General features: G+C 71.4%; 17 protein-coding genes, 1 tRNA gene and 1 pseudogene. 4 read left to right on the top strand and 15 right to left on the bottom strand.

Annotation, left to right across the window (positions count from 1 at the left end):
- Positions 1-41: 41 nt before the first annotated feature.
- On the bottom strand, positions 42-1,508 hold the full coding sequence (locus AQI94_RS00395) for an MFS transporter (RefSeq protein ID WP_031041631.1): 1,467 nt from the start codon (positions 1,506-1,508) through the stop codon (positions 42-44).
- A 190-nt stretch (positions 1,509-1,698) separates the two neighbouring features.
- On the opposite strand from AQI94_RS00395, the gene AQI94_RS00390 reads away from it, so the two are divergent.
- The 3 genes from AQI94_RS00390 to AQI94_RS00380 all read left to right on the top strand — a co-directional run bounded on the left by AQI94_RS00390 (position 1,699) and on the right by AQI94_RS00380 (position 5,006).
- Positions 1,699-1,770: transfer RNA gene (locus AQI94_RS00390), tRNA-Cys, on the top strand.
- Between the two features lie 973 nt (positions 1,771-2,743).
- Positions 2,744-4,267, top strand: a complete 1,524-nt coding sequence (locus tag AQI94_RS00385; protein WP_031041633.1) for a hypothetical protein — start codon at positions 2,744-2,746, stop codon at positions 4,265-4,267.
- Between the two features lie 160 nt (positions 4,268-4,427).
- Entirely contained in the window at positions 4,428-5,006 is a 579-nt protein-coding gene (locus AQI94_RS00380; RefSeq protein WP_107064224.1) for an FABP family protein, read from the top strand.
- On the opposite strand, the gene AQI94_RS00375 is transcribed toward AQI94_RS00380, so the two are convergent.
- The 10 genes and pseudogenes from AQI94_RS00375 to AQI94_RS00330 all read right to left on the bottom strand — a co-directional run bounded on the left by AQI94_RS00375 (position 4,961) and on the right by AQI94_RS00330 (position 15,718).
- Positions 4,961-6,118 carry an SUKH-4 family immunity protein gene (locus AQI94_RS00375; RefSeq protein WP_031041636.1) on the bottom strand — a complete coding sequence of 386 codons (1,158 nt, stop codon included), beginning with the start codon at positions 6,116-6,118 and terminating at the stop codon, positions 4,961-4,963. The two genes, AQI94_RS00380 and AQI94_RS00375, sit on opposite strands and share 46 nt — an antisense overlap.
- A 132-nt stretch (positions 6,119-6,250) precedes the next feature.
- Positions 6,251-6,784, bottom strand: coding sequence for an AAA family ATPase (locus tag AQI94_RS00370; RefSeq protein WP_031041637.1), 534 nt, complete (start codon positions 6,782-6,784; stop codon positions 6,251-6,253).
- A 34-nt stretch (positions 6,785-6,818) separates the two neighbouring features.
- Positions 6,819-6,947, bottom strand: coding sequence for a hypothetical protein (locus tag AQI94_RS46185; protein WP_263973288.1), 129 nt, complete (start codon positions 6,945-6,947; stop codon positions 6,819-6,821).
- Positions 6,944-9,253, bottom strand: a complete 2,310-nt coding sequence (locus AQI94_RS00365) for a xanthine dehydrogenase family protein molybdopterin-binding subunit (protein ID WP_031041639.1) — start codon at positions 9,251-9,253, stop codon at positions 6,944-6,946. Before AQI94_RS00365 ends, AQI94_RS46185 begins: the two co-directional genes overlap by 4 nt.
- The gene (locus AQI94_RS00360; RefSeq protein ID WP_031041641.1) at positions 9,250-11,181 is read right to left on the bottom strand and encodes a 2Fe-2S iron-sulfur cluster-binding protein; all 1,932 of its coding nucleotides are present in this window, start codon (positions 11,179-11,181) and stop codon (positions 9,250-9,252) included. Before AQI94_RS00360 ends, AQI94_RS00365 begins: the two co-directional genes overlap by 4 nt.
- The gene (locus AQI94_RS00355; RefSeq protein WP_062229520.1) at positions 11,178-12,071 is read right to left on the bottom strand and encodes an FAD binding domain-containing protein; all 894 of its coding nucleotides are present in this window, start codon (positions 12,069-12,071) and stop codon (positions 11,178-11,180) included. The genes AQI94_RS00360 and AQI94_RS00355 overlap by 4 nt, the downstream gene beginning before the upstream one ends.
- A 235-nt stretch (positions 12,072-12,306) precedes the next feature.
- Positions 12,307-13,938 carry a beta-N-acetylhexosaminidase gene (locus tag AQI94_RS00350; protein ID WP_031049768.1) on the bottom strand — a complete coding sequence of 544 codons (1,632 nt, stop codon included), beginning with the start codon at positions 13,936-13,938 and terminating at the stop codon, positions 12,307-12,309.
- Position 13,939: 1 nt separating this feature from the next.
- A pseudogene (locus AQI94_RS42395) lies at positions 13,940-14,621 on the bottom strand (carbohydrate ABC transporter permease); the annotation flags it as partial.
- A gap of 216 nt (positions 14,622-14,837) precedes the next feature.
- A complete protein-coding gene (locus AQI94_RS00335; protein WP_020121221.1) occupies positions 14,838-15,116 on the bottom strand; it encodes a DUF3039 domain-containing protein in 279 nt (92 codons plus the stop codon).
- 29 nt (positions 15,117-15,145) lie between these two features.
- Positions 15,146-15,718 carry a YqgE/AlgH family protein gene (locus tag AQI94_RS00330; RefSeq protein WP_031049772.1) on the bottom strand — a complete coding sequence of 191 codons (573 nt, stop codon included), beginning with the start codon at positions 15,716-15,718 and terminating at the stop codon, positions 15,146-15,148.
- A 254-nt stretch (positions 15,719-15,972) separates the two neighbouring features.
- Here AQI94_RS00330 and murA point away from each other — a divergent pair, with 254 nt between their 5' ends.
- On the top strand, positions 15,973-17,319 hold the full coding sequence (gene murA, locus AQI94_RS00325) for a UDP-N-acetylglucosamine 1-carboxyvinyltransferase (protein ID WP_031049776.1): 1,347 nt from the start codon (positions 15,973-15,975) through the stop codon (positions 17,317-17,319).
- A gap of 101 nt (positions 17,320-17,420) precedes the next feature.
- Here murA and AQI94_RS00320 read toward each other — a convergent pair whose 3' ends face one another.
- The 4 genes from AQI94_RS00320 to AQI94_RS00305 all read right to left on the bottom strand — a co-directional run bounded on the left by AQI94_RS00320 (position 17,421) and on the right by AQI94_RS00305 (position 23,038).
- Positions 17,421-17,702 (bottom strand): HU family DNA-binding protein, encoded by a 282-nt coding sequence (locus AQI94_RS00320; RefSeq protein ID WP_007382399.1) that lies wholly within the window; start codon positions 17,700-17,702, stop codon positions 17,421-17,423.
- Positions 17,703-18,030: 328 nt separating this feature from the next.
- Positions 18,031-19,446 (bottom strand): NAD-dependent malic enzyme, encoded by a 1,416-nt coding sequence (locus tag AQI94_RS00315; RefSeq protein ID WP_031049778.1) that lies wholly within the window; start codon positions 19,444-19,446, stop codon positions 18,031-18,033.
- 298 nt (positions 19,447-19,744) lie between these two features.
- Positions 19,745-22,207, bottom strand: coding sequence for a HelD family protein (locus AQI94_RS00310; protein WP_062229519.1), 2,463 nt, complete (start codon positions 22,205-22,207; stop codon positions 19,745-19,747).
- A 63-nt stretch (positions 22,208-22,270) separates the two neighbouring features.
- On the bottom strand, positions 22,271-23,038 hold the full coding sequence (locus AQI94_RS00305; protein WP_158806224.1) for an anti-sigma factor family protein: 768 nt from the start codon (positions 23,036-23,038) through the stop codon (positions 22,271-22,273).
- Positions 23,039-23,042: the final 4 nt, after the last annotated feature.

The following is a 23,042-nucleotide window of genomic DNA, read 5'->3' as shown; positions in this document are numbered from 1 at the left end:
GCGGGACCAGCTCCGGTGGGGCCAAGTCCGGTGGAGGCCGCTCATGCGTGGGGCGACCCCGTGCGGGCATGCAGCCGGGTCGTCACCCACGCCCCCACCAGGGCCACCCCCGCCATCGGCAGGAACACCGCGGCGAACGCCGACGGATGCTGCACCCCGGACGCCCCCGTCACCGTATGACTCACCGTCCCGCCGCCCAGCGCCGCGAACCCCGCACCCCCCGCCGCCAGTAGGACGGCGTTCGACAGACCGTCGGAGATCTGGAGGGCGGCGGAGTTGGTACCGGCCTCCTGCGGGGCGGACAGGTGCAGCAGGAGCACGCTGGTGGAGGAGATCACCAGCCCCATCCCGAAGCAGCCGAAGCCCCAGGCGACGGCGACGGTCCAGACCGGCACGGAGTCGATCAGCACACTCGGCGCGGCGGCGATCGCGGCCGCGACCAGCACCATCCCGGCGGTCATCAGCCGTTCCCGGTACGGCTCCACGCGCGCCCGCGACTGCACCCACGATCCCAGCGCCCAGGTCCCGCCGCCCGCCGCGAGCGAGAACCCGGCCAGCGTCGGCGACAGCCCTCGCTGGGTGACCAGCATCAACGGCACGAAGGACTCGGCGGCCACGAAGGACCCCGCGGCGACCCCGCGCAGCAGCACGACGGAGGGCAGCCCGCGTGCCGCCCGGTACGTCCCGCGCGGAAGCAGTCCGAGCACGGCAGGCACGAGCAGCGCCACGCCCGCGAGGCCGGGGAGCAGGGAGAGGGGGCGCAGGTCCTGGGCGGCGTACTGGAGGAGCCCGGCGCCGAGGGAGATGCCGAGGGCGAGCCGGATGCGGCGCCGGTCCGCGTCACCGGGGGCACGGCCGTCCACCGGACCCGCGGCCCGCCGCCGTATCTGGGGAAGCGCGAGGGCCAGCGGGAAGACGACCAGGACCGGAATCCCGACGAACACCCACCGCCACCCGAGGTGTTCGGTCACCGCCCCGGCCGCGAGCGGCCCCACGATCGACGGCACCACCCAGCCCGCCGCGAACGCCGCCATGATCGCGGGCCGCAGCCGCTCCGGATAGGCCCGGCCGACGACGACGTACAGCGCCACGATGACCAGCCCGCCCCCGAACCCCTGCACGGCCCGCCCAAGGATGAACAGCCACATCGCGCCGGCGGTCCCGGACAGCAGCAACCCGGCGGCGAACGCGGCGATCCCACTGCTCAACGCCCCCAGCGGCCCCCGCCGATCCGCCCACTGCCCGGCCAGCACCATCCCGAACAGGCTGGTGGTGAAGTACCCGGAGAACGCGAAGGCGTACAGCGCGACCCCGTCCAACTCCCGGGCGGCGACCGGCATCGCGGTCCCCACGGCGGTCGCCTCGAACGCGATCAGCAGCACGACGGACACGATGCCGATGCTCAGCGCCCGGTACGAACGCCCCAGCACCCCCTCCTCCCCCTCATGGACGGACGGGACCTCAGGGTCGTCGGTGACACCGGCGTCACGCGGTTCCAGGACTGCCATGCCCGCCAGAGTAAGGTCCACAGCCCCCGTTGGCCCCTGTCAAAAGCATGCCTCGCCCTGAGACCTTGGTCGTACGACCACCGCCGGTCCCGCCCGTTCATGAACGGCGTATGGCAGTCCCGTTGCAGCCCCCACGACACCCTTGAACCACCCCCCACACCCCCCTACGGTCAAGTCACCGGGTCACCCCGGCCGTGTGCCCGAGTGGCTCAGGGACTCGCCTGCAAAGCGAGTTACGCGGGTTCGATTCCCGCCACGGCCTCTACCGGCTTGACCAGGCAAAAGCATGAGGCGGCACCCCTCTGGGGTGCCGCCTCATGAAGCGTCAGTCTCAGTTGCCGTCTCAGTTACGCTTGACCTTAGGCAACGTCTGTTGGTAGCTGCAGATCGAGCTGTCCCGTGTCAGGCCGATAAGCACCCAGGCTCACCCCGACAGGATCAGAGCCGTACTCGTTCCCACAATGGGAGCTGTACCAGGTCGGATAGTCAGAGGTGAACGTCCCTCGCCAGCTCTCCAAGTCGTAGGTTCCGCCTGTGGCCCAGAAGCTGTCACTCGACCAGTTGGACGGTTTAGCCGGCACGGCCGCCAGATACTGATGGCATTCAAGCTGGTCCCAAATGCTGTCCGCGAGTCCACCGTAGAGCCCCGACACGCAGTTCTGTACCGCATGCCACTCGGAGACGGTAGCTGCATGAGGATCAGGTGCCCAACGCGCGGCACTCTTCGGAGTCACCTTGATCTTGAATTCTCCGCTGGTCCAGCGCTCAACCGAGATGTGATCCACGTATTCACTAGACCCGCAGTAGAGCGGCTCGGCTGCGGCTGCTGGCGCCAACGCAACAGCGCCTGAGAGAGCCAGCAGCGACGCTGTCGCCGCTCCAGCCGTACGAATAAGGAAACCCTTCAAAGACATGCAAGCCCCTCCATGAGTTATCGACAGACATCACCAAGAAGGCACAGCCTGAACTCGGACGATGCCTTAGACGACGGTAACCCACAGCGGGGGCGATTTTCACATGTTAAATTCGATCAATTTCATCTGAGATATCGAATCAAAACTTACGTCCAACATTGACCAGAATGACCGACATTGAATTAATCTGATCAATCAATATTTGATCCTGATCGTTTCTATCTCGACCAACCCGACAGCGAAAGCAGGTGGGGCAACCCTGCCTGAGCCACCCCACCGCTTATAGTCCGTCCGTCTCCGTTGAGGTGACAGGATGACGCGATGTCCGACTCCCTGCACGAACGTTGGCTGCGCGGCATCGCCTTCAATCCGGCAGCGCCCTCCGACGTGCTGGTACGCCTGTTGGGCCCAGCGGCCGGTGACGCCGGCCTGCTGATGTGCGAGGGCCGTGACCTGCCCGACGCCGTCATCGACGCTGCCCTGCACCATCCGTCCGAAGTCATCCGCCGCGCGCTCGCCCGCAACCGGTACGTCGACCCGGCGCGGCTCACCCCCTTGGCGTCGGACCCGTCGGGGATCGTCCGCGCGCGGCTCGCCTCCGGCCCCCGTCACTACCCCCAACGGGTCCGACCGTTGCCGGACGACATCCTCGTGACCCTCCTGATGGCCCAGGACGGGGGCGAGGACGGCAAGCTCACCGCGAAGGAGATCATCGGTGAGCTCGATTCGTCCCGGCAGATCCCGCTGTCCTTCTTCCGCTCCATCGCCGGCCACGAGCACCCCGAACTCCGGATGGTGGCCACGTGGAGGTGGCAGTCCCTCACGCCGGCACAGCGGGCGGCGCTGCTCGACGATCCGGACCCCGGGGTCCGTGAAGCGGCGCAGGACAGGAACTGGGCGCTGGACCCGGAACGGGTGGAGGCCGGACTGCCGTCCTTCGGCTCGCGCAACGGATTCGTGTTCAGCACGTGTGCTCTGTCCCCCACGCTCGTCGAGCAGTGTTTCGCGGACGGCACGGTGCTCCCCATGGCCCGGAACCCACACACCCCGGCCTACGCCCTCGCCCGGCTCGCCCGCCACCCCGACGCGGAGGTCCGCGCGTCGGTTGCCGCCCGGCCCGACGTGGGACCGGACCTGGTGGCGGAGTTGAGGTCGGACCCGGTCGAGTACGTGCGGACGTGTGCGCGCCTCCACCCCTTCCCCCGTACCTGGGCGGAGTACAGGGCGATCGACCAGGTCATCGGGCACGGTCCTGACTGCACCTGTCCGATCGGCGAGCCGTTCACCGAGTCGAATGTCGATCCGGCCGTCGGGCCATCACCCGACTGGTTCGCATCCTGTGCGGTGTCCGAGGAAGCGGTGCTCCGCCGGGTTGCGGCAAGTTGGCCGGGACTGTCGGCGGAACTCGCCGAGGCGCTCGCGCAGGACGACGACGAGGAGGTGAGGATCCGGCTGGCCTGCCACCACCCGCTGGCTCCGTCGCACCTCCTCCTGGATGTCTTCGTCACCCGCCCGGCCCACCGTCCGCACCTGCTGGACCTGCCCGCGTTCCCCCGTACCGGCCGGGCTCACCTCATCGACTACCCGGATCCCGAGGTCCGGGCCCTGGCCGCAGCCGACCCTGCCTTGCCCGACCCCCCGGTGGAGGACCCCGACGCGTCGGTGCGCCAGGCAGCGGCCACCAACCCGGGCCTGTCACCGGAAGCCCTGGAGCCCCTCCTCGCCGACCCCCATACCGCCGAGGGCGCTGCGTCCAACCCGGCACTGCCCGTTCCGCGCATGCACGCACTCCTCGACCACTGCCTGAACGGCACCGCCACCGTGCCGACGGCCGTCCGGCGCTGAGAGACGACCCCCACGTAGCGATCACAGGCATGGCAGCCTCCGGCCCCGGGAGGGGGCGGCGTCTCGTTCGAGGTGCCGCCCCCTTCCCCTGCGCGGCGCCCTACGCTTGCGGCGGTAGTGGTCGTGAGTGTGGAGGAGTGCGGGCGTGGTCGACGGTGTGGTGGGGTCTCCCTTTCCCGATGCGCTGCGGGGGGAGCAGGTGCCTGCTCCCCACGCGCTGCTCGGGCCTGTGCTCGGGTTTCTGGGGGTGTGGCGCGGTCGGGGCCGAGGTGGGTATCCGACGCTCGACGGCGACTTCGCGTACGCGCAGGAGGTCCGCTTCAGTCATGACGGGCGGCCCTTCCTCCGGTACGAGGCGCGGGCCTGGCTGGTCGACGGTGACGGGGTGCCGGTGCGGCCCGCGGCCCGGGAGAGCGGGTGGTGGCGGCTGCAGCCGGACGGCCGGGTGGAGGCGCTGGTGACCCAGCCCACCGGCGTCACCGAGATCCTCGTCGGGCAGGTGGAGGAGGGAGCGGTCGATCTCGCCACGCACTCCGTGGCGCTCACCCCCACCGCCAAGGAGGTGACCGCCACCCGTCGCCGTTACACCCTGGCCGACGGGGACGGCGACTCCTTCACCTTCGTCCACGACCTCGCGGCTGTCGGGCAGCCTCTGCAGCATCACCTCTCGGCCACCCTGCGGCGGGACGCCGGTCAGAGCACCCCGCCCACCTCGTCCTGGAACAGCTCCGTCCAGTAGTGCCAGTCCGCGTCCGTCGTCGTGCCCGTGGGGTCGATGGTGGACAGGGCCCGGATCATCGTCTTGGCGACCTGGACGTAGAGCGTGTTGGTCAGTTCGTGGGCCAGTGACTCGTCTATCCGGCGCTCCCGGTTCAGCAGCCAGAGGGTGAAGGCGAGCGTGGAGATGTCGGTGTTCAGGGGGTGGAGCGTGCCCTCGCGCTCGCTCCAGTTCAGGACGCCGCCCGTCTCGCCGTCGACGACCAGGGTGTTGTCCTCGATCAGGTGGCCGAGGACGATCAGGTGGCCGGCCCGGGGCGGGAGGGCGGTCAGCTGCTCGGCCCGGTGTTCCGCCAGGGTCGGGAGCGGGGCGTCCGGGTCGGTGTGGAAGAGGACGCCGTCCTCGGGCAGGCCCGTCTCGGCCAGGAAACGGCGGGTCGGGGCGTGCGTGAGGGTGGACGGGAAGTCGATGTCCTCGAAGCGCACGACGTGGCTGCGGCCGAACTCCTGGTCCAGAAGGCGCGGCGGGAGGTCCAGGGCCAGGCCGGAGTCCGTGCCCGGGCCCGCCACCAGGGTCAGGGGGCGGATCAGGGCCGCGATCTTCCAGAAGGTGGGGACCTCGCCGCCCGTGCCCTCCTCGAAGACCGTCAGCAGCTGACGGGTGGCGTCCTCCACGGCCGTGGGACCGAAGCGGCCGGCGTACGCGGCGAACTGGCCGCGGACCTCGGTCAGTTCGTCCGTGGCCGTCGCGAAGCGGACCAGGGTGGGCAGGGACGGGGCCAGGGGGGTGCGGTCCATGAGGTCGGGGCGGGTGTGGAAGAACGCCGTCGTCGAGACCTCGCCGGTGACCCCGTCGAGCAGGACCGACTCCGTCTCCCTGCCGTGCAGGTCCGTGAGTCCGCCGATCACCAGCTGGTCGCGCAGTTCCTCGCTGAGCCGTCCGGCCGGGTCGCCCGTCGCGTCCGCCACCGTCCGCAGGCCCTCCCTGCGCAGCTCCTCGAAGGTGAACAGGTCGCTGTCGAGGGGCAGTCCGGGGCCGCTGAGCCAGCGGCGGGTCGAGGCGTGCGAGATGTAGGGCTGCAGTTCGTCCTCGGTCAGTCTGATCGCCGCTACGGCGGCATCGGTCGCGCTCATGGTTCCCCCGTGTGCTTCGTACGCAGTCCCCTGGCCGGGCACGGCACGGCGAACCCGTCGGGCCTGCGCTCGTCCCCCACTGCTGGAAACACTACGCGCCACCACTGACAACGCCCCCGTACCAAGGAGACGTCAGGGCACCCTCGCGCGTTCCCGCCCCGCGAGAATCGCCTCCACCGTCTGCGCGGGGGTCTGCGCGGAGGTGTCCAGCCACAGGCCGATCGGCGGGGTCGACTCCCGCAGCGCCTCGTCCAGCGCGGCGATCGTCCAGGCCCCGCCGTCGTAGCCCGTCTTCGCCCGGCCGGCCTCCCGGGCCGCCACGGTCCTGGGGTCCGGCGCCAGGACGACGACGTACAGCGGCCGGGTCCGGACCAGTCCGGCGTACGCCGTCAGGTCCTCGCCGAGGACGACGTCCTGCACGACCGCCGTGAACCCGGCCTCGGCGTACGCGTCCGCCGTCGCCGCCGACAGCCGGTAGCGCAGGCGAAGTTGGGCGGCAGCGTCCTCGGAGGCCCCGGGTGTGTACTCCTCGCGCCCCGACACGATCATCCGCCGGAACAGGTCCCCGCGGACGTGCGCCGCCCGCGGCAGCCGCTCGGCCAGCGCCTGCGCGACCGTCGACTTCCCGGCCGCCATCACACCGGTGACCAGTACGACCCCGCGCATCACGTGAACTCCCCGACGGCCGAAGGCACTTCGGTCACGCGAAGTAGACGCCGCCCACCACGACCACGACGGCCGCCACCACGAACAGCAGGATCCACAGGGCCAACTTGCCGAGACCGGGCGGCGGTTCGTACTCGCGGGGCTCCTGCCCCGGCGTGCTCATCGGTCCGTCACCACCGCGGCCTGCGGGCGGATCGGGAGCCGGTTCACCGGACGGCCCGTGGCCGCGCGCACGGCGGAGGCGACGGCCGCGGGTGAGGTGACCACCGGCACCGCGCTGGCCGCCTTCGCGCCGAACGGGGCGACCACGTCTCGCTCCTCGACGAGCTTGACGATCCGGATCTCCGGCGCGTCCAGGGCCGTCGGCAGCGCGTACCCCGTGAGGTCGGGGTGGCGGATCAGCCCGCGCGCGCTGCGCAGGTTCTCCGTCAGCGCTATGCCGACGCCCTGTGTGACGCCCGCTTCGATACGGGCCTCCAGCTGGGCCGGGTTGAGGATCCGGCCCACGTCCTGGGCGAGCGCCAGCTCGACCACGCGCACCGAGCCGAGTTCGATGTCGACGTCGACCACCGCGCGGATCGCGCAGAAGGCCATGCCGACGAAGGCGTCGCCCTGGCCGATCTCGTTGAGGGGTTCCGTGGGGTGCGGGCGGCACTGGGCGGTGGCCCACAGTTCCTTGCCGTCCATGGCCTCGGTGACGGTCGTCGAGAGGACTCCGTCGTACGAGGTGATCTTGCCGTCGGTGATCTGGAGCAGTTCGGTGGACATGCCGAACTTGTGCGCCAGGGGCTGGAGGAGCTGGGTGCGGACCATCTTGGCCGCGCGTTCCACCGCGCCGCCCGAGACCCAGGTGTGGCGGCCGCGGCAGCCGGGACCCGCGGGGGGCTGGTCGGTGTCGACGGGCGCCACGTGGACCTCGTCGATGCCGAGCGTCTCCTGGACGATCTGGCGGGCCAGGGTGGTGAAGCCCTGGCCGGTCTCGACGGCCGCGCAGAGCACCGTGGCGACGCCGTCCTGGACGCGGACGGTCGCCGTGGAGACCTCGTCCGCGCCCTCGGCGCCCAGCATGTGCACCATGCCGAGGCCGTAGCCGACGCCCCTGCGGATCGCGCCCGGTTCGCCGGCGCCCTCGGGGCCGCCGGGCAGCAGCCACTCGTCCTCGGGGGTGTCCTTGGGCAGCGCGGGCAGCGGGAAGTCCCGTACCGCCTGGAGCAGTTCGGCGACCGGGGCCGGGCAGGTCACGGTCTGGCCGGTCGGGAGCACGTCACCGGTGGCGAGGGCGTTGCGCAGGCGCAGTTCGGCCGGGTCGACGCCCAGCTTCTTGGCCAGCTTGTCCATCTGCGCCTCGTAGGCGGCGCACACCTGCATCGCGCCCTCGCCGCGGACGTGGCCGGAGGGCGGGTTGTTGGTGCGCACGGCCCAGCCCTCGATGAAGGCGTTCGGGACGACGTACGGTCCGCAGGCGAAGCCCACGGCGGCGGCCAGGGCCTCCGAGGAGGTGTCGGCGTAGGCGCCCGAGTCGAGCAGGATCTGCGCCTCGACCTTCACCAGCTTGCCCTCGGCGTCGGCGTGGTGGCGGTATCTCAGCAGCGTGGGGTGACGGTGGACGTGGCCGAGGAAGGACTCCTCGCGGGTGGCCGTCAGTTTGACCGGGCAGCCGGTCTTGAGCGCGAGCAGGCCGAGCGGGAGCTGGAAGCCCTGGTCCTCGCGGTCGGCGGTGGCGCCGGGCACGCCGGTGACGACGACCTTGACGCGCTCGGGCTCCAGGCCGTAGCAGGCGGCGGCCGTGTCGCGGTCGCTGTGCGGGTCGGTGGAGGCGAGGTAGAGCTCGACGCCGCCGTCCGGGCGGGGCACGGCGAGTCCTGCCTCGGCCCCGATGGGGGCGGGGTCCTGGCGGCCGATGCGGTACTGGCCCTCGACGACGATCTCGCCGGTCGCGGAGGGGTCGCCGTGCTGGAGCGGGATGTGCCGGACCAGGTTGCCGTCGGGGTGCAGCGGCTCCGCCTCGAAGGCCTGCTCCGGGTCGGTGACCGGGTCGAGGACCTCGTATTCGACGATGACGGCGGCCGCGGCCATGCGCGCGGTGTCGGGGTGGTCGGCGGCGACGGCCGCGATGGGCTCGCCGTGGTGGCGGACGACCTCGGAGGCGAACACCGGGCGATCGGCACGGCCGCGGCCGTGGACCGGGCTGCCGGGCACGTCCTCGTGGGTGACGACCGCGCGGACTCCGGGCATCTCACGCGCGTGCGAGGTGTCGATCGACACGATGCGCGCGTGCGCGTGCGGGGAGCGCAGCACGGCCGCCCACAGCAGGCCCTCGGCCCACAGGTCGGCCGCGTAGGGGAAGGTGCCCTCGGTCTTCGCGCGCGCGTCGGCGGCCGGCAGGGAGACGCCGATGCCGTGCGGAATCGGCTCGGGGGCGGGTGCTGCCTCCGCGGCGGTGGTCGCGGTGGCGGCTTCGTTGCTCACGCCTGGCCTCCGTCCTGTCCCTGTCCGTACGCCTGGTCATGTGATCCGGAGGCGTTCGGGAACCCCGGCGAGTCGAACGCCGACGGGTGGACGCTGCCGCCTCCGGGGCCCGCCTGGTGCGGAATACGTGCTTCGTCGCCGTCCGTCTCACCGTCGCCCGTCGCGTGGGCCTCGCGCTCGGCGACGACCTCCTTGACGGCGTCGACGACGCCCCGGTAGCCGGAGCAGCGGCAGAGGTTGCCGCACAGCGCCTGGCGGGTCTCCAGCTCGGTGGGCGCGGGGTTGCCCTCCAGGAGGTCGTGCACGGTCATCGCCATGCCGGGCACGCAGAAGCCGCACTGCACGGCGCCGCACCGGGCGAGCGCCCGCTGCACGTCGGAGGGCCGGCCGTCCTCGGCGAGGCCCTCGACGGTACGGACCTCGCTGCCGGCGGCGGTCACGGCGGGCACCAGGCAGGAGGCGACGAGCCGTCCGTCGACCTGGACGTTGCACGCCCCGCATTCGCCCTGCGAGCAGCCGTCCTTGGCGCCGGCGAGTCCGAGCCGCTCGCGCAGCACGTAGAGCAGCGACTCGCCGATCCAGGCGTCGGTGACGGGGCGGTCGACGCCGTTGACGCGCAGGACGTAGGAGGCGAGGGGGTGTTCCTCACCGGGGAACGCGGGGGCCGGCTCGTCCTGGTTCTCGTCGGGGTCGCCCGCGTGCTCCTCGGCGGCTTCCGGCGCCGGTTCGTCGTCGCCCGCGGCCGGGGTGTGCTCGGCACCGGGCTCGGCGGGGCCGTCAGCGGCTTCCACGGCCTCTTCGGAGCCCTCGGGGGTCCCGACGGTCGGTCGCTCCTCACCCGGGCCGTGTGAGGGCTGTGAGGCGGCAGCGGAGGGGTCGTCCCCGTAGGGCTCGGCGGGGTCGAGGGGCTGGGCTGTGCCGTGCGGTCCGGCGAGAGCGGTGCCGTGGCCGTCGGTGTCGGTGTGCGGCTGCGCAAGCCGGATGCCGTGGCCATGGGTGTCGGTGTGCGGCTGGGCGGCGTCCTGGGCCGCCTCGGGGCTCGCCTCGTCCGGCTCGGGCGGGGCGTCGGCGACCGCGTGGTTTCCGAGGTGCGCGGCGGACGGCAGGTGCGCGTCACCGGCCGGGCCACCGTGCGGGGCGTCGGCCTCGCCGCCCGGTGCCTCGTCACCGGGCACGTGCGCGTGGTGGTCGCCGACCGGACCGCCGTCGCCCACCGGACCGCCGTGACCGTCGCCGACCGGACCGCCGTGACCGTCGCCGATCCGACCGCCGTGACCGTCGTCGAAGCCGCCGGAGTGTCCGTCACCGTGCGGCAGGTGGGGGTGCTGTTCCCCGGCCGGTCCCCCGTGCTCGGGTCCCGCTCCCGGGCCGCCCTGGGGCTGGTCCCCCCACGGCTGCGCCGGCTGTGACGCCCAGGGCGCGGACGCACCGCCCGGCAGGGTCGCCGGAGGAGTGCCGCCCCACTGCTCGACCAGGGACGACGTGGTGAACTCGCCCGATTCGTCCGGGAGCTCGCCGCCGGCGACCGGGATCGACCACTGGCCGGTGACGTCGTGGCCCGGCGCGGGCGCGGCCGCGGGGTCCTCGACGTGCCACTGCTGGGTGGTCGCGGGGTTGTACGTGAACTGCCCGGTCTGCCCCTGGGGCAGGGTGCTCGGGTCGGGCCACTGCGCGCCCTCGGCGGGTACGGCCCAGCCGCCCGTGCCCGCCGGGTCGGTCCCGTCCCCCGGCGCGGCCGTTATCTGCGGCGGCACATACCCGTGCCCAGGCGCGGCCAGCGGGCTGTCGGCGGAGGCCAGGAGGGCGTCGATGCCCCCTTCCGGGAGCTTCACGAAGGCGGTCGCGCCGTCGTCGTAGTCGCCGTGGGGCAACGGGTCCCAGCGGCCGGCGGCCCGGGGCGTGCCCTCTCCGTGCTGGTCGTCGGTCACGAAAGTGCCCTCCCCAGTGCTCGTCGGGCCAGCGCGGCGACGGTGCGCCGCAGGTGCAGTACTGCGGGCGGATGCTGCGGCACCGAGCCGTCCGGGGCCGGTGCCGGGTCGGGGATGCAGGCCGCGGCGACGTACTCGCCGAAGGCCTCCAGGGCCTCCGGGACGATCGCGCGGTTGTTGTCCCAGTCGATGAGCCGGGCGACCCACTGCTCGGCGTCCAGGGGGCGCAGCGGCATCGGCGCTATGGCACCGACGGCGCACCTGACCCCGCGCCGGGCCGGGTCGAGGACCAGCGCGACGGAGGCCATCGCGCGGCCCGGGCCGGTACGCCCTGTGACCTTGAGGAAGACCTGCGGGGCGTGCAGCAGCGGCACGCGCACGAAGCCGATGAGTTCGCCGGCGCGCAGCATCTCCATGCCGGCCAGCAGGTGCGAGACGGGCATCTCGCGGCGGGCTCCGTCCGGGCCCGCGATGATCAGCGTGGCTTCGAGGGCGGCGAGGACGGGCAGCGCGTCGCCCGTGGGGGCCGCCGAGGCGATATTGCCGCCCAGGGTGCCCGCGTTGCGGATCTGCGGTGGGCCCGCGGCGCGGGCGGCGGCGGCGAGCGCGGGGATGAGGGCGGCGAAGTCGGGGCGGCCCATCCGCGCGTGGGTGAGCCCGGCGCCGAGCAGGGCGTGCCCGTCCTGGTACTGCCAGCCGCGGATCTCGCTGATCCGGCCGAGACCGACGAGGGCGGCGGGCCTGAGCTGCCCGGAGTTGACGGCGGCCATGAGGTCGGTGCCGCCGGCGACGGGCACGGCGGCGGGCATGGCGGTGAGGGCCGCCACGGCCTCGTCCAGTGTCGTGGGCAGCGTGACGGCCTGCGCCGCCTGCGGTGTGTGCGTGGTCAAACCGGCTGCCCCTTCCCGCTGCCCCACCTGGCCCTGCCTGTTGCTGCCGTACGGTACGTGCTGACAGGGCGGACGTGGCAACTCTGGCACATCTTCGCAACACCCGAAGACAGGGGTCCGCTAGGAGGCGTTCGGCGGCATTCGCCCACCCCACCAGGGAGATGGTCCGTTTTCATCCGGGATAACCCGCACATGACGATTGACACTCTTCGGTGACACTTGAGGTCTTTTTCCCCTACCTGTTCGGGGGCGTCCCCTCGATGGACCGGCCGAGCACACCGGGCCGTTTCTGCCACGGCAGCGGTCCCGTGCGCGGCCGGTAGCCGACGCCCAGGGCGTCGAGTCGTTCGTAGTGCGCGGTCATCCGCCGCTCGAAGTCGGCGAAGTCCCGTTCCGCGGGGGCGGGCAGAGCACTCCAGGCCACCTCGGCGAAGGCCACGAGCCGAGGGAACGCCTGGTAGTCCACACGCGCGTGATCCTCCATCACCTCGGTCCACAGGTTGGCCTGGGTGCCGAGGACATGCCCGGCCTCCTCCGAAGTCAGCTGGGGCGGAACGGGCTCGAAGCGGTACACGTCCTCCAGGGTGCGGACGTACCCGATCGGCGCCGGCTCGTCCGCGCCGGCGTCCTGACGGTGGTCCAGGTACACATACTGCTCGGGGCACATGACGACGTCGTGGCCGGAGCGTGCGGCGGCGATCCCGCCCTGGTAGCCGCGCCACGAGGAGACGGCCGCGCCGTCGGCGAGACCGCCCTCCAGGATCTCGTCCCAGCCGATGAGTCTGCGTCCGCGCGCGGTCAGCCACTTGTCGAAGTGGCCGATGAACCAGGACTGGAGCTCGTCCTCGTCGGCGAGACCGAGCTCCTCGATACGGCTCTGGACAAGGGGCGACTCGCGCCACTGTTCCTTGGCGCATTCGTCGCCGCCGATGTGCACGAACTCGGAGGGGAACAGGTCCAGCAGTTCCTCGAACACGCCCTCGTAGAAGCGCAGGGTGTTGTCAGTGGGGGCGAGTACGTTCAGGGAGACGCCCCAGTTGTCCCAGACCGTGAGGGAGGTCGTGTCGATGACGTCGGTGTTGCCGAGTTCCGGGTACGCGGCGATGGCGGCCTGAGAGTGTCCGGGCACGTCGATTTCGGGGACGACGGTGATATGCCGCTCGGCGGCGTAGGCGACGATCTCCCGGATGTCGTCCTGGGTGTAGAAGCCACCGTGCGGCTTCTCCTCCCACAGCGGCGAGGCCCGGTGGCCGAATTTGGTACGCGCCCGCCATGAGCCCACCTCGGTGAGCCGGGGGTATCGCTTGATCTCGATCCGCCAGCCCTGGTCGTCCGTCAGGTGGAAGTGGAAGACGTTGAGTTTGTGCGCGGCCATGAGATCGAGGTAACGCAGGACTCCGTCCTTGGGCATGAAGTGCCGGGCCACGTCGAGCATGAGGCCGCGCCAGCGGAAGCGCGGGGCGTCCTCGACGCTCTGATGCCGGACGCCGTACTGCCGGCCGGGGGCCACGGGCGCGCGCCGGAAGGCGTCGGGGCCGAGGAGCTGGCGCAGCGACTGGGCGCCCCAGAACACGCCTGCCGGGCCGCCGCCCGTGATCTCGACGCCCCCCTCTGCGGTGACCTGGAGCCGGTAGCCCTCCGGGTCCAGGGTGTCGTCGAGGCGCAGCGTGAGCGTGTCCTGGCCGCCCTCCCGCCCCGGCGGCAGCGGCAGGCCGAGGGCCGTGCCGAGGGTGGAGCGCAGCCACCGCTGTGTGGTCCCGGTACCGGGGGCGCCCCACAGGGCGGTCTCCGGTCCGAAGACGAAGCCGCCCGCCGTGGGCCCCTCGACGGAGCGCGGCGCGGGAATCAGTTCTGCCAGCGAAGTCACGTCAGTCCTTAACCGCTCCGCCCGGTGCCGAGACCAGGCGTCGCTGTACGAGTACGAAGAACACCAGCACCGCGATCGTCGTCACCGTCGACGCCGCCATGACCCCGCCCCGGTCCGGCTCGTCCGGCGTGAGGAGGACCGGCGGGGCCATGGGCGGAGTGGACCGCGAAGTGTCGCTGATGATGAACGACTTGGCGAAGAGGAAATCGTTCCGGGCCGAGATGAAGAATCTGCCACAGGAATCACGCACGGCTCGCGCCGTCGATGTACGCGGCCTCCTCCAAAGCCTCCGGTACGGCCTTCCCGAACCCCTTCGGCATCCAGATCGCGAAGGGCGGCGAGAACGCGATGCGGGGCAGGATCAGCGAGCCCCGCGGGTTCAGCAGAGCGAAGTCCCGCAGCCGCAGGAACAAGAGGACGGTGAGGGTCCGGAAGCGGAAGCGGAATCGTGTCACGGCGGTCGCGGTGAGAAACGCGATCAGCGCCGAGACGATCACGACACTGCACGCGACGACAAGGCCGTTGACGAAATACCGACCGAAATCCCGCTGCCCGAACACGCGCCGGAAGGAATCCGGCGAGGGCACGAGCGTCAGGGCGGGGACGAGACAGAGCCAGGGGGTCCGGGCGGCGCGCTGGGTCACCGGGGCCACCCGGCGGAGCCGAACGGTCCGGCAGTAGAGGGCGTGGACGCCGGGGTGAGGAGTCGGGCGGACAGCTTCATGGAGGGCCCTCCGTTAGTGCGTTGCACTATGCGCAATCACCGTTTCGCTGTGCACAACGCAACGGAGGCTAAGGCGTGCAGGAACACGTCCACAAGAGGTCTCGACCACTTCGTGACCCGAGCACGCGAAAGCCCCCGGGGCACGCGGAACGCGTCCCGGGGGCCTGGCGAACGGCTACTTGTCGCCGTCCTTGTCGTCGTCCCCGGAACCCATGGACTCGTAGATCTCCTTGCACATGGGACACACGGGGTACTTCTTGGGATCGCGGCCGGGCACCCACACCTTGCCGCACAGCGCCACGACGGGCGTGCCGTCGAGGGCGCTCGCCATGATCTTGTCCTTCTGGACGTAATGGGCGAAGCGCTCGTGGTCGCCGTCGCCGTGGGAAGTCTGCGGCGTGGGCTCGACGAGGGTCCCCGTACCAGTCCCGCGCTCGGGCTCGAGAGTGCTCATACGGCCAAGGGTACTGAAGCTCACATGGATCAGTTCAGCGAAGGGTCGTCCGGATACGTGGCCACCATCGCGAGCTCGTTGCGCTGGCGGCGCAGGACCTCGCGCCACAGTCTCTCCGGGGACGGGGAGGACACGTCACCGGGTTCCGACTCGACGACGTACCAGGCGCCCTCCACCAGTTCGTCCTCCAGCTGGCCGGGGCCCCAGCCGGCGTAACCGGCGAAGATGCGCAGGCTGCCGAGGGCCGAGGCGAGCAGCTCCGGAGGGGCCTCCAGATCGACCAGTCCGATCGCGCCGTGCACTCGGCGCCAGCCCAGCGGGGTCCCGTCGACGGCCCCGCCGCCGGGGATGACGGCGACCCCCAGCGCCGAGTCCAGGGAGACCGGGCCGCCCTGGAAGACGACGCCGGGTTCGCCCGCGAGCTCGGCCCAGCCCTCCAGGATGTCGCCGACGTCCACCGGGGTGGGCCGGTTGAGGACGACGCCGAGGGAGCCCTCCTCGTCGTGGTCGAGAAGGAGCACCACCGCTCGGTCGAAGTTCGGGTCCGCCAGGGCGGGTGTTGCCACGAGCAACCGCCCTGTGAGCGAGGACACCTCGGTCATGCCAGACATGATCCCGCATCTTCCCTCCGCGTGGGGAGGCAATGCCGCTACGGCAGTGGATGCAGCTCAGAGCGCACCGATGCGCCCCACGCGCACGCCCGGCGCCGGTGACCCCATGTGCCCGACAGGGGACGGCACGTGTTGTGACACAGCTATGACGTGACTGAGCGGCACTTGGGCTTACTGAAGGGGGGTGGGCGGCGATTACCCTTGTCCCTTCCGGCCCCTGCCCGACTCATCGGAACGCGAGATACATGACCGTCAACGGCTCTGACGACGTACTGCTTGTCCACGGCGGAACCCCGCTGGAGGGCGAGATCCGTGTCCGCGGTGCGAAGAACCTCGTACCGAAGGCCATGGTCGCCGCCCTGCTGGGCAGCGAGCCGAGTCGACTGCGCAATGTTCCGGACATCCGTGACGTGCGCGTCGTACGCGGGCTGCTGCAACTGCACGGGGTGACGGTCCGTCCGGGTGAGGAACCGGGCGAGCTGGTGATGGACCCGACGCATGTCGAGAGCGCCAACGTCGCTGACATCGATGCCCACGCGGGTTCCTCCCGGATCCCGATCCTCCTGTGCGGTCCCCTGCTGCACCGCCTCGGACACGCCTTCATCCCCGGTCTCGGCGGCTGCGACATCGGCGGCCGGCCCATCGACTTCCACTTCGAGGTGCTGCGGCAGTTCGGCGCGACCATCGAGAAGCGCGCCGACGGGCAGTTCCTGGAGGCGCCGCGGCGGCTTCGCGGCACGAAGATCACGCTGCCCTACCCGTCCGTCGGCGCGACCGAGCAGGTGCTGCTGACGGCCGTTCTCGCGGAGGGCGTCACCGAGCTCTCGAACGCCGCGGTGGAGCCGGAGATCGAGGACCTCATCTGCGTGCTGCAGAAGATGGGCGCCATCATCGCGATGGACACCGACCGGACCATCCGCGTCACGGGGGTGGACCGGCTCAGCGGCTACAACCACCGCGCCCTGCCGGACCGTCTGGAGGCCGCCTCCTGGGCGTCCGCCGCGCTGGCGACCGAGGGCGACATCTACGTCCGCGGCGCCCAGCAGCGCTCGATGATGACGTTCCTGAACACCTACCGGAAGGTGGGCGGTGCCTTCGAGATCGACGACGAGGGCATCCGGTTCTGGCACCCCGGCGGCCAGTTGAAGTCCATCGCGCTCGAAACGGACGTGCACCCGGGCTTCCAGACGGACTGGCAGCAGCCGCTGGTGGTCGCCCTCACCCAGGCCACCGGTCTGTCGATCATCCACGAGACGGTCTACGAGTCCCGCCTCGGTTTCACCTCCGCGTTGAACCAGATGGGTGCTCACATCCAGCTCTACCGCGAGTGCCTGGGCGGTTCCAACTGCCGCTTCGGCCAGCGCAACTTCCTGCACTCGGCGGTCGTCTCGGGACCCACCAAGCTCCAGGGCGCCGACCTGGTCATCCCCGACCTGCGCGGCGGCTTCTCGTACCTGATCGCCGCGCTGGCGGCCCAGGGGACGTCCCGGGTCCACGGGATCGACCTCATCAACCGCGGCTACGAGAACTTCATGGAGAAGCTCGTCGAGCTGGGCGCGAAGGTTGAGCTGCCGGGCAAGGCCCTCGGCTGACCGATTCCCGCGTACGACGATGGGGCGGCCACCCGGTTCCGGGTGGCCGCCCCATTGACGTTACTGAGACGTGTACGTCGTCCCGAGACGCACCGTCGGACCTACTTGCCCTTGGCGGCTTCCTTGAGCTTGCTGCCCGCCGAAACCTTGACGCTGTAGCCGGCCGGGATCTGGATCGGGTCACCGGTCTGCGGGTTGCGCGCGGTGCGAGCGGCACGGTGCGTGCGCTCGAAGGTCAGGAAGCCGGGGATGGTGACCTTCTCGTCGCCCTTGGCGACGATCTCGCCGACGGTCTCGGCGAACGCGGCCAGAACGGCGTCGGCGTCCTTGCGGGTCACCTCGGCGCGGTCGGCCAGCGCGGCCACCAGCTCACTGCGGTTCATGTTGTTACTCCCGTGTTCTTCTTGCCGTTGGGGTGTGCCACGCGGCGGGGCCGCACACGAGGCACAGCGAAGCCGATGCGCTCGCGCCCAGGGACGCATCCTGCCCCTACCTGCTGCGGGAAAGCCAATCCGGCACCCGCAGGACTCGTGAGAACACCCTAGGGGGTCACACGAACAGAGGCCTGGGCGTGGCGCCACCCTAGAGGGTGCCCGGAAGCGCCCGGTTCCACGACGCGCCGGGCCGGAGGACCGCCGTGGCAATCCTCACAGCCGAACAAACATACGACGCCCACTGTAGACGCGGGGCCCGGAGCCCCGGAAGCGGGCCCTACGCCGTCGCGCCCGCCGCCTTCGCCGCGTCCCGCACCGCACCCGCCACCGCGCCCGCGACCTTGTCGTTGAAGACGCTCGGAATGATGTAGTTCGGGTTCAGCTCGTCCTCGGTGACGACGTCCGCGAGGGCCTTCGCGGCCGCGAGCATCATCTCCGTGTTGACCGTGCGGGACTGGGCGTCCAGCAGACCGCGGAAGACGCCCGGGAAGACCAGCACGTTGTTGATCTGGTTCGGGAAGTCGGACCGACCGGTGGCCACGACGGCCGCCGTCTGGCGGGCGACCGCCGGGTCGACCTCGGGGTCGGGATTCGCGAGCGCGAACACGATCGCACCCTCGGCCATGGCGGCCACGTCGGTGCCGTCCAGGACGTTCGGGGCCGAGACGCCGATGAAGACGTCGGCACCGCGAACGGCCTCCTTCAGGGTCCCGGTCAGGTTCTCGGGGTTGGTGTTGTCGGCGATCCAGCGCAGCGCCGAGCCCGGGGCGGCGTCGACGAGGTCCTCGCGGCCTGCGTGCACGACACCGTGGATGTCGGCGACGACGGCGTTCTTGACGCCCGCGGCGATCAGCAGCTTGAGGATGGCCGTACCGGCCGCGCCGGCACCGGACATGACGACCCGGATGTTCTCGATCGCCTTGCCGGCGACGCGCAGGGCGTTCGTCAGGGCGGCGAGGACGACGATCGCGGTGCCGTGCTGGTCGTCGTGGAAGACGGGGATGTCGAGGGCCTCACGCAGCCGGGCCTCGATCTCGAAGCAGCGGGGCGCGGAGATGTCCTCGAGGTTGATGCCGGCGAACCCGGGGGCGATCGCCTTGACGATCTCGACGATCGCGTCGGTGTCCTGGGTGTCCAGGCACAGCGGCCAGGCGTCGATGCCGGCGAACCGCTTGAAGAGGGCCGCCTTGCCCTCCATGACCGGCAGGGCGGCCTTGGGTCCGATGTTGCCCAGGCCCAGCACGGCCGAGCCGTCCGTCACGACCGCAACGGAGTTGCGCTTGATGGTGAGGCGGCGCGCGTCCTCGGGGTTCTCGGCGATCGCCATGCACACCCGGGCCACGCCCGGCGTGTAGATCATCGAGAGGTCGTCACGGTTGCGGATGGGGTGCTTCGACGCCATCTCGATCTTGCCGCCGAGGTGCATCAGGAACGTACGGTCGGACACCTTGCCGAGCGTGACGCCCTCGATGCCGCGCAGCTGCTGGACGATCTCGTCGGCGTGCGCGGTGGAGGACGCGGCGATGGTGACGTCGATGCGGAGCTTCTCGTGGCCGGACGCGGTCACGTCGAGGCCGGTCACCGAGCCTCCGTGGGACTCTACGGCCGTGGTGATCTGGGAGACCGCGGTTCCGCTCGCGGGCACCTCCAGCCGGACCGTAATCGAGTAGGAGACGCTGGGCGCCGTTGCCATGGCCGACTTCCTCTGCTTTCACCTGACGTTGATGCCGTCCGATGGTCGCACCTACTGATGAGTAGGCGTTAGCCGCTCCGGATTGCGGACTTTGTGTTCACGGGGACATTCACGCGAAAGAGGCCCACGTCACATGGACGTGGGCCTCTCACCAGGTCAATGACACCGACCCGCCATGCTCGCCTCGCGGCAAGTGGTCGCTCGTAGCGACGAAGGTTGGGCCCGGGGGCTTGGATCGGGCCGGTGTCTCGTCCAGGCTAACAAACGGATCCCGAAAGACCATTCCCGTGCGGAGAGTTCAATCTCTCAGCAGATCCGGCACGCCCTGCCCGTCCGGCTGGTCCCGGTCCGCCGAGACGACCGTGAGCTGCTGGGTGGCCCGGGTGAGGGCGACGTAGAGCACCCGCAGTCCGGCCGGCGACTCGTCGGCGATCTCGGCCGGGGAGACGACGACCGTGGCGTCGTACTCCAGGCCCTTGGCCTCCAGGCTGCCGAGCGCGACCACCCGGTCCCCGAGTCCGGTGAGCCAGCGGGCGGCCTCCTCCCGGCGGTTCATGGCGACCACCACACCGACGGTGCCGTCGACGAGGCCGAGGAGCCGGGCCGCCTCCTCGCGGACCGTCTCCCCCAGCGACTTGCGCACGACGGTGAAGCGTGGCTCGACGCCGGTGGACCGTACCGCCGAGGGCGACGTGGAGCCGGGCATCGCGAGGGCCAGCACCTTGGCCGCGAGCTCGGCGATCTCGGAGGGGTTGCGGTAGTTCACCGTCAGCTCGAAGCGGCGGCGGGGCCGGGAGCCGAGGGCCTCGTCGCGGGCCTCGGCGGCCTCGTCGGGGTCGGACCAGGAGGACTGGGCGGGGTCTCCCACGACCGTCCAGGTGGCGTGCCGGCCGCGGCGGCCGACCATGCGCCACTGCATGGGCGTGAGGTCCTGGGCCTCGTCGACGATGACATGGGCGTACTCGACACGCTCCTGGGCGAGCCGCTCGGCCCGCTCGCGCTGCGACTCCTCGCGGACCGGCATCAGCTCCTCCAGTCCGGTGAGCTGGTCGAGCGGGTCCAGCTCGCGCCTCTTGCGCGGGCGGGCGGGGGCGCCGAGGACGGCCTGGAGCTCGTCGAGCATGGCGATGTCGTGCACGGTCAGGCCGTCCCGCCTGAGCGAGCGGGCGACCCGGCGGACCTCGCCGGGGTTGAGGATGCGGCGGGCCCAGCGCCCCAGGCGCCGCTCGTCGGCCATGGCGGCGAGGACGGTCTTCGGGGTGAGCTCGGGCCACCAGGCGTCGAGGAACTCGATGAAGCTGTCCTCGGAGGTGATGTCCTCGTCGAACGAGGACCGCAGCTCGGCGGCCAGCTCCGGATCGGTGTGCCGGCCCCCCGCCCCGGACCGCGCCCACAGGGCGTCCAGGAGGAGCTTGCGGGCCCGGGGCCGCAGCAGGTTCACCGGCGCGGTGCCGCTGAGGGCGTTGCGGCGGATACGTTCCAGCTCGTCCGCCTCCAGCTCCAGCCGCCGCCCGAAGGCGACGACGCGCAGACGGGTGGGGGGTCCGGACGGGGGCTGCGGGGATACGGCGGTGGCGGCGCCGCTCCCGTCACCGGCACCACCGTCGACGGCACCGAGGTCCCCGAAGGAGAGCTGCCCGGAGTCGGACCGGCCGCGGGCCCCGCCGGTGCCGCCCGCCCTCGCGGAACCGCCCGGGCCGGCGTCCGCACCGGCGCCCAGCTCCAGCACTCCCCGTGCCGCCTTCCGCAGCACCTTCAGCATCCGGTACGAGCCCTTGGCGCGGGCCACCGCCGGGGAGTCGTACAGGGTGGCCTCGACGCCGTCGACCAGGGAGCCGATCGCGCGGATGGCGACCTGGCCCTCCTCACCGAGGGACGGCAGGACGCCCTCGGTGTAGGCGACCAGCAGGGGGGTGGGCGAGACGATGAGGATGCCGCCCGAGTAGCGGCGGCGGTCCTGGTAGAGGAGGTACGCGGCGCGGTGCAGGGCCACGGCGGTCTTGCCGGTGCCGGGGCCGCCCTCCACGTACGTCACGGACGCGGCGGGGGCGCGGATGACCAGGTCCTGCTCGGCCTGGATGGAGGCGACGATGTCCCGCATGGTGTGGCTGCGGGCCTGGCCGAGCGCGGCCATCAGGGCGCCGTCGCCGATGACGGGCAGCTCGTGGCCGTCGAGGAAGGCCTTGAGCTCGGGGCGCATGAGGTCGTCCTCGACTCCGAGGACCCGGCGGCCCTTGGAGCGGATGACCCGGCGTCGTACGACACGCCCGGGATCCACCGGAGTGGACCTGTAGAAGGGCGCGGCGGCCGGGGCCCGCCAGTCGATGACGAGCGGTGCGTACTCGGAGTCCAGGACCCCGATCCGGCCGATGTGCAGGGTCTCCGCGATGTCGGCGGTGGCGTCCTCACGGACAGCGCCCTCGGCGGGCTCCACGGCGGTGTAGGCGCCGTCGGGGCCCTTCTTGCCGTCCTTGCCGGGGAGCAGGTCGATCCGGCCGAAGAGGAAGTCCTCGAACTCGTTGTTGAGCCGGTTGAGGTGGACGCCGGCCCGGAAGACCTGGGCGTCCCGTTCGGCGAGCGCGCCGGGCGTGCCGACCTGGCCACGCTTGGCCGCGTCGTTCATCAGGAACTCCGCCTCGTGGATCTTCTCCTCCAGGCGCCGGTAGACCCGGTCCAGATGTTCCTGTTCGACGCTGATCTCACGGTCCCGGACGGAGTCCTGAACCGAACCGACCGCAGATGGTTGAGCCTGAGCGGCCACCGGGCCCCCTTCTGACGTGCTGGGCAGCCGTCAACCGTACGCGAAGGGGGCCCCGGCGGGAAGTTACGCGGCGACCTGGACGAGCTTGTTGCCGTCGGAGTCCACGACCTCGAAGTGATCGATGTCGTTCTGGGCCGGGGCGACCGCGCCGCCGATGTAGAGGGGCTGCTTGGACTCGGCGGTCTTGCCGTTCGGGATGCCGTAGCCCCACTTGCCGACGGACCAGGTGGAGGCCGTCCAGCGCTCGCCGTTGGTGCCGACGGCGATCAGGGAGCACTTGAGCGGTCCCTTGACGCCCTTGAGCTCCAGGCCGAGCGAGGTGCCCCAGGCCTTCTCCTGCATGGCGACGGTCGCGCTGACGCCGGTGGAGGAGTCGGTCGCGGACACCTTGTCGCTCATGGACTCGAAGAGTTCCTTCGGGGTGGCCGCGAGGACCTGCCCCTGCTTGGGCCCGCCGTCCGAGTCGCCGCCGTTCGCCGCGATCGCCACGAACGGACCGCCGATGATCAGCGCGGCCGCGGCCGCGACCATGTAGAAGCTGCGGCGCCGCTTCTGCGCACGGTGCTCGGCGACCTCGTCCACGAGCTTGTTCACGATCCGCGGACTGGGCTTGGCGGACAGCGACTCCCCGATCGCGGGGGTGCCGGAGCCCGGCAGATCCGCGAGGGCGGCGAGCATCGGCTCCATGCCGGCGAGCTCGTCGAGCTGTTGCGCGCACCATTCGCAGGTCGCGAGATGGGCCTCGAAGGCGGTCGCCTCGGCGTCGTCGAGGATCCCGAGGGCGTAGGCGCCGACGGTCTCGTGCTCGTTCGGCACCGGAGATCCCATCATGGAG

This window comes from Streptomyces pseudovenezuelae (assembly GCF_001513955.1).
Taxonomy (GTDB): domain Bacteria; phylum Actinomycetota; class Actinomycetes; order Streptomycetales; family Streptomycetaceae; genus Streptomyces; species Streptomyces pseudovenezuelae.
This window is presented reverse-complemented; position numbering and strand designations above follow the sequence as displayed.

Excerpts from the sequence above, each read along its gene's own strand:
- AQI94_RS00395 (WP_031041631.1), bottom strand. The coding sequence starts at position 1,508 with ATGGCAGTCCTGGAACCGCGTGACGCCGGTGTCACCGACGACCCTGAG.
- AQI94_RS00315 (WP_031049778.1), bottom strand. The coding sequence starts at position 19,446 with ATGGCAACGGCGCCCAGCGTCTCCTACTCGATTACGGTCCGGCTGGAG.
- AQI94_RS00320 (WP_007382399.1), bottom strand. The coding sequence starts at position 17,702 with ATGAACCGCAGTGAGCTGGTGGCCGCGCTGGCCGACCGCGCCGAGGTG.
- AQI94_RS46185 (WP_263973288.1), bottom strand. The coding sequence starts at position 6,947 with ATGAGCACGCCGGGGCAGGAGCCCCGCGAGTACGAACCGCCGCCCGGT.
- AQI94_RS00385 (WP_031041633.1), top strand. The coding sequence starts at position 2,744 with ATGTCCGACTCCCTGCACGAACGTTGGCTGCGCGGCATCGCCTTCAAT.
- AQI94_RS00370 (WP_031041637.1), bottom strand. The coding sequence starts at position 6,784 with ATGCGCGGGGTCGTACTGGTCACCGGTGTGATGGCGGCCGGGAAGTCG.
- AQI94_RS00375 (WP_031041636.1), bottom strand. The coding sequence starts at position 6,118 with ATGAGCGCGACCGATGCCGCCGTAGCGGCGATCAGACTGACCGAGGAC.
- AQI94_RS00305 (WP_158806224.1), bottom strand. The coding sequence starts at position 23,038 with ATGATGGGATCTCCGGTGCCGAACGAGCACGAGACCGTCGGCGCCTAC.
- AQI94_RS00335 (WP_020121221.1), bottom strand. The coding sequence starts at position 15,116 with ATGAGCACTCTCGAGCCCGAGCGCGGGACTGGTACGGGGACCCTCGTC.
- murA (WP_031049776.1), top strand. The coding sequence starts at position 15,973 with ATGACCGTCAACGGCTCTGACGACGTACTGCTTGTCCACGGCGGAACC.
- AQI94_RS00330 (WP_031049772.1), bottom strand. The coding sequence starts at position 15,718 with ATGACCGAGGTGTCCTCGCTCACAGGGCGGTTGCTCGTGGCAACACCC.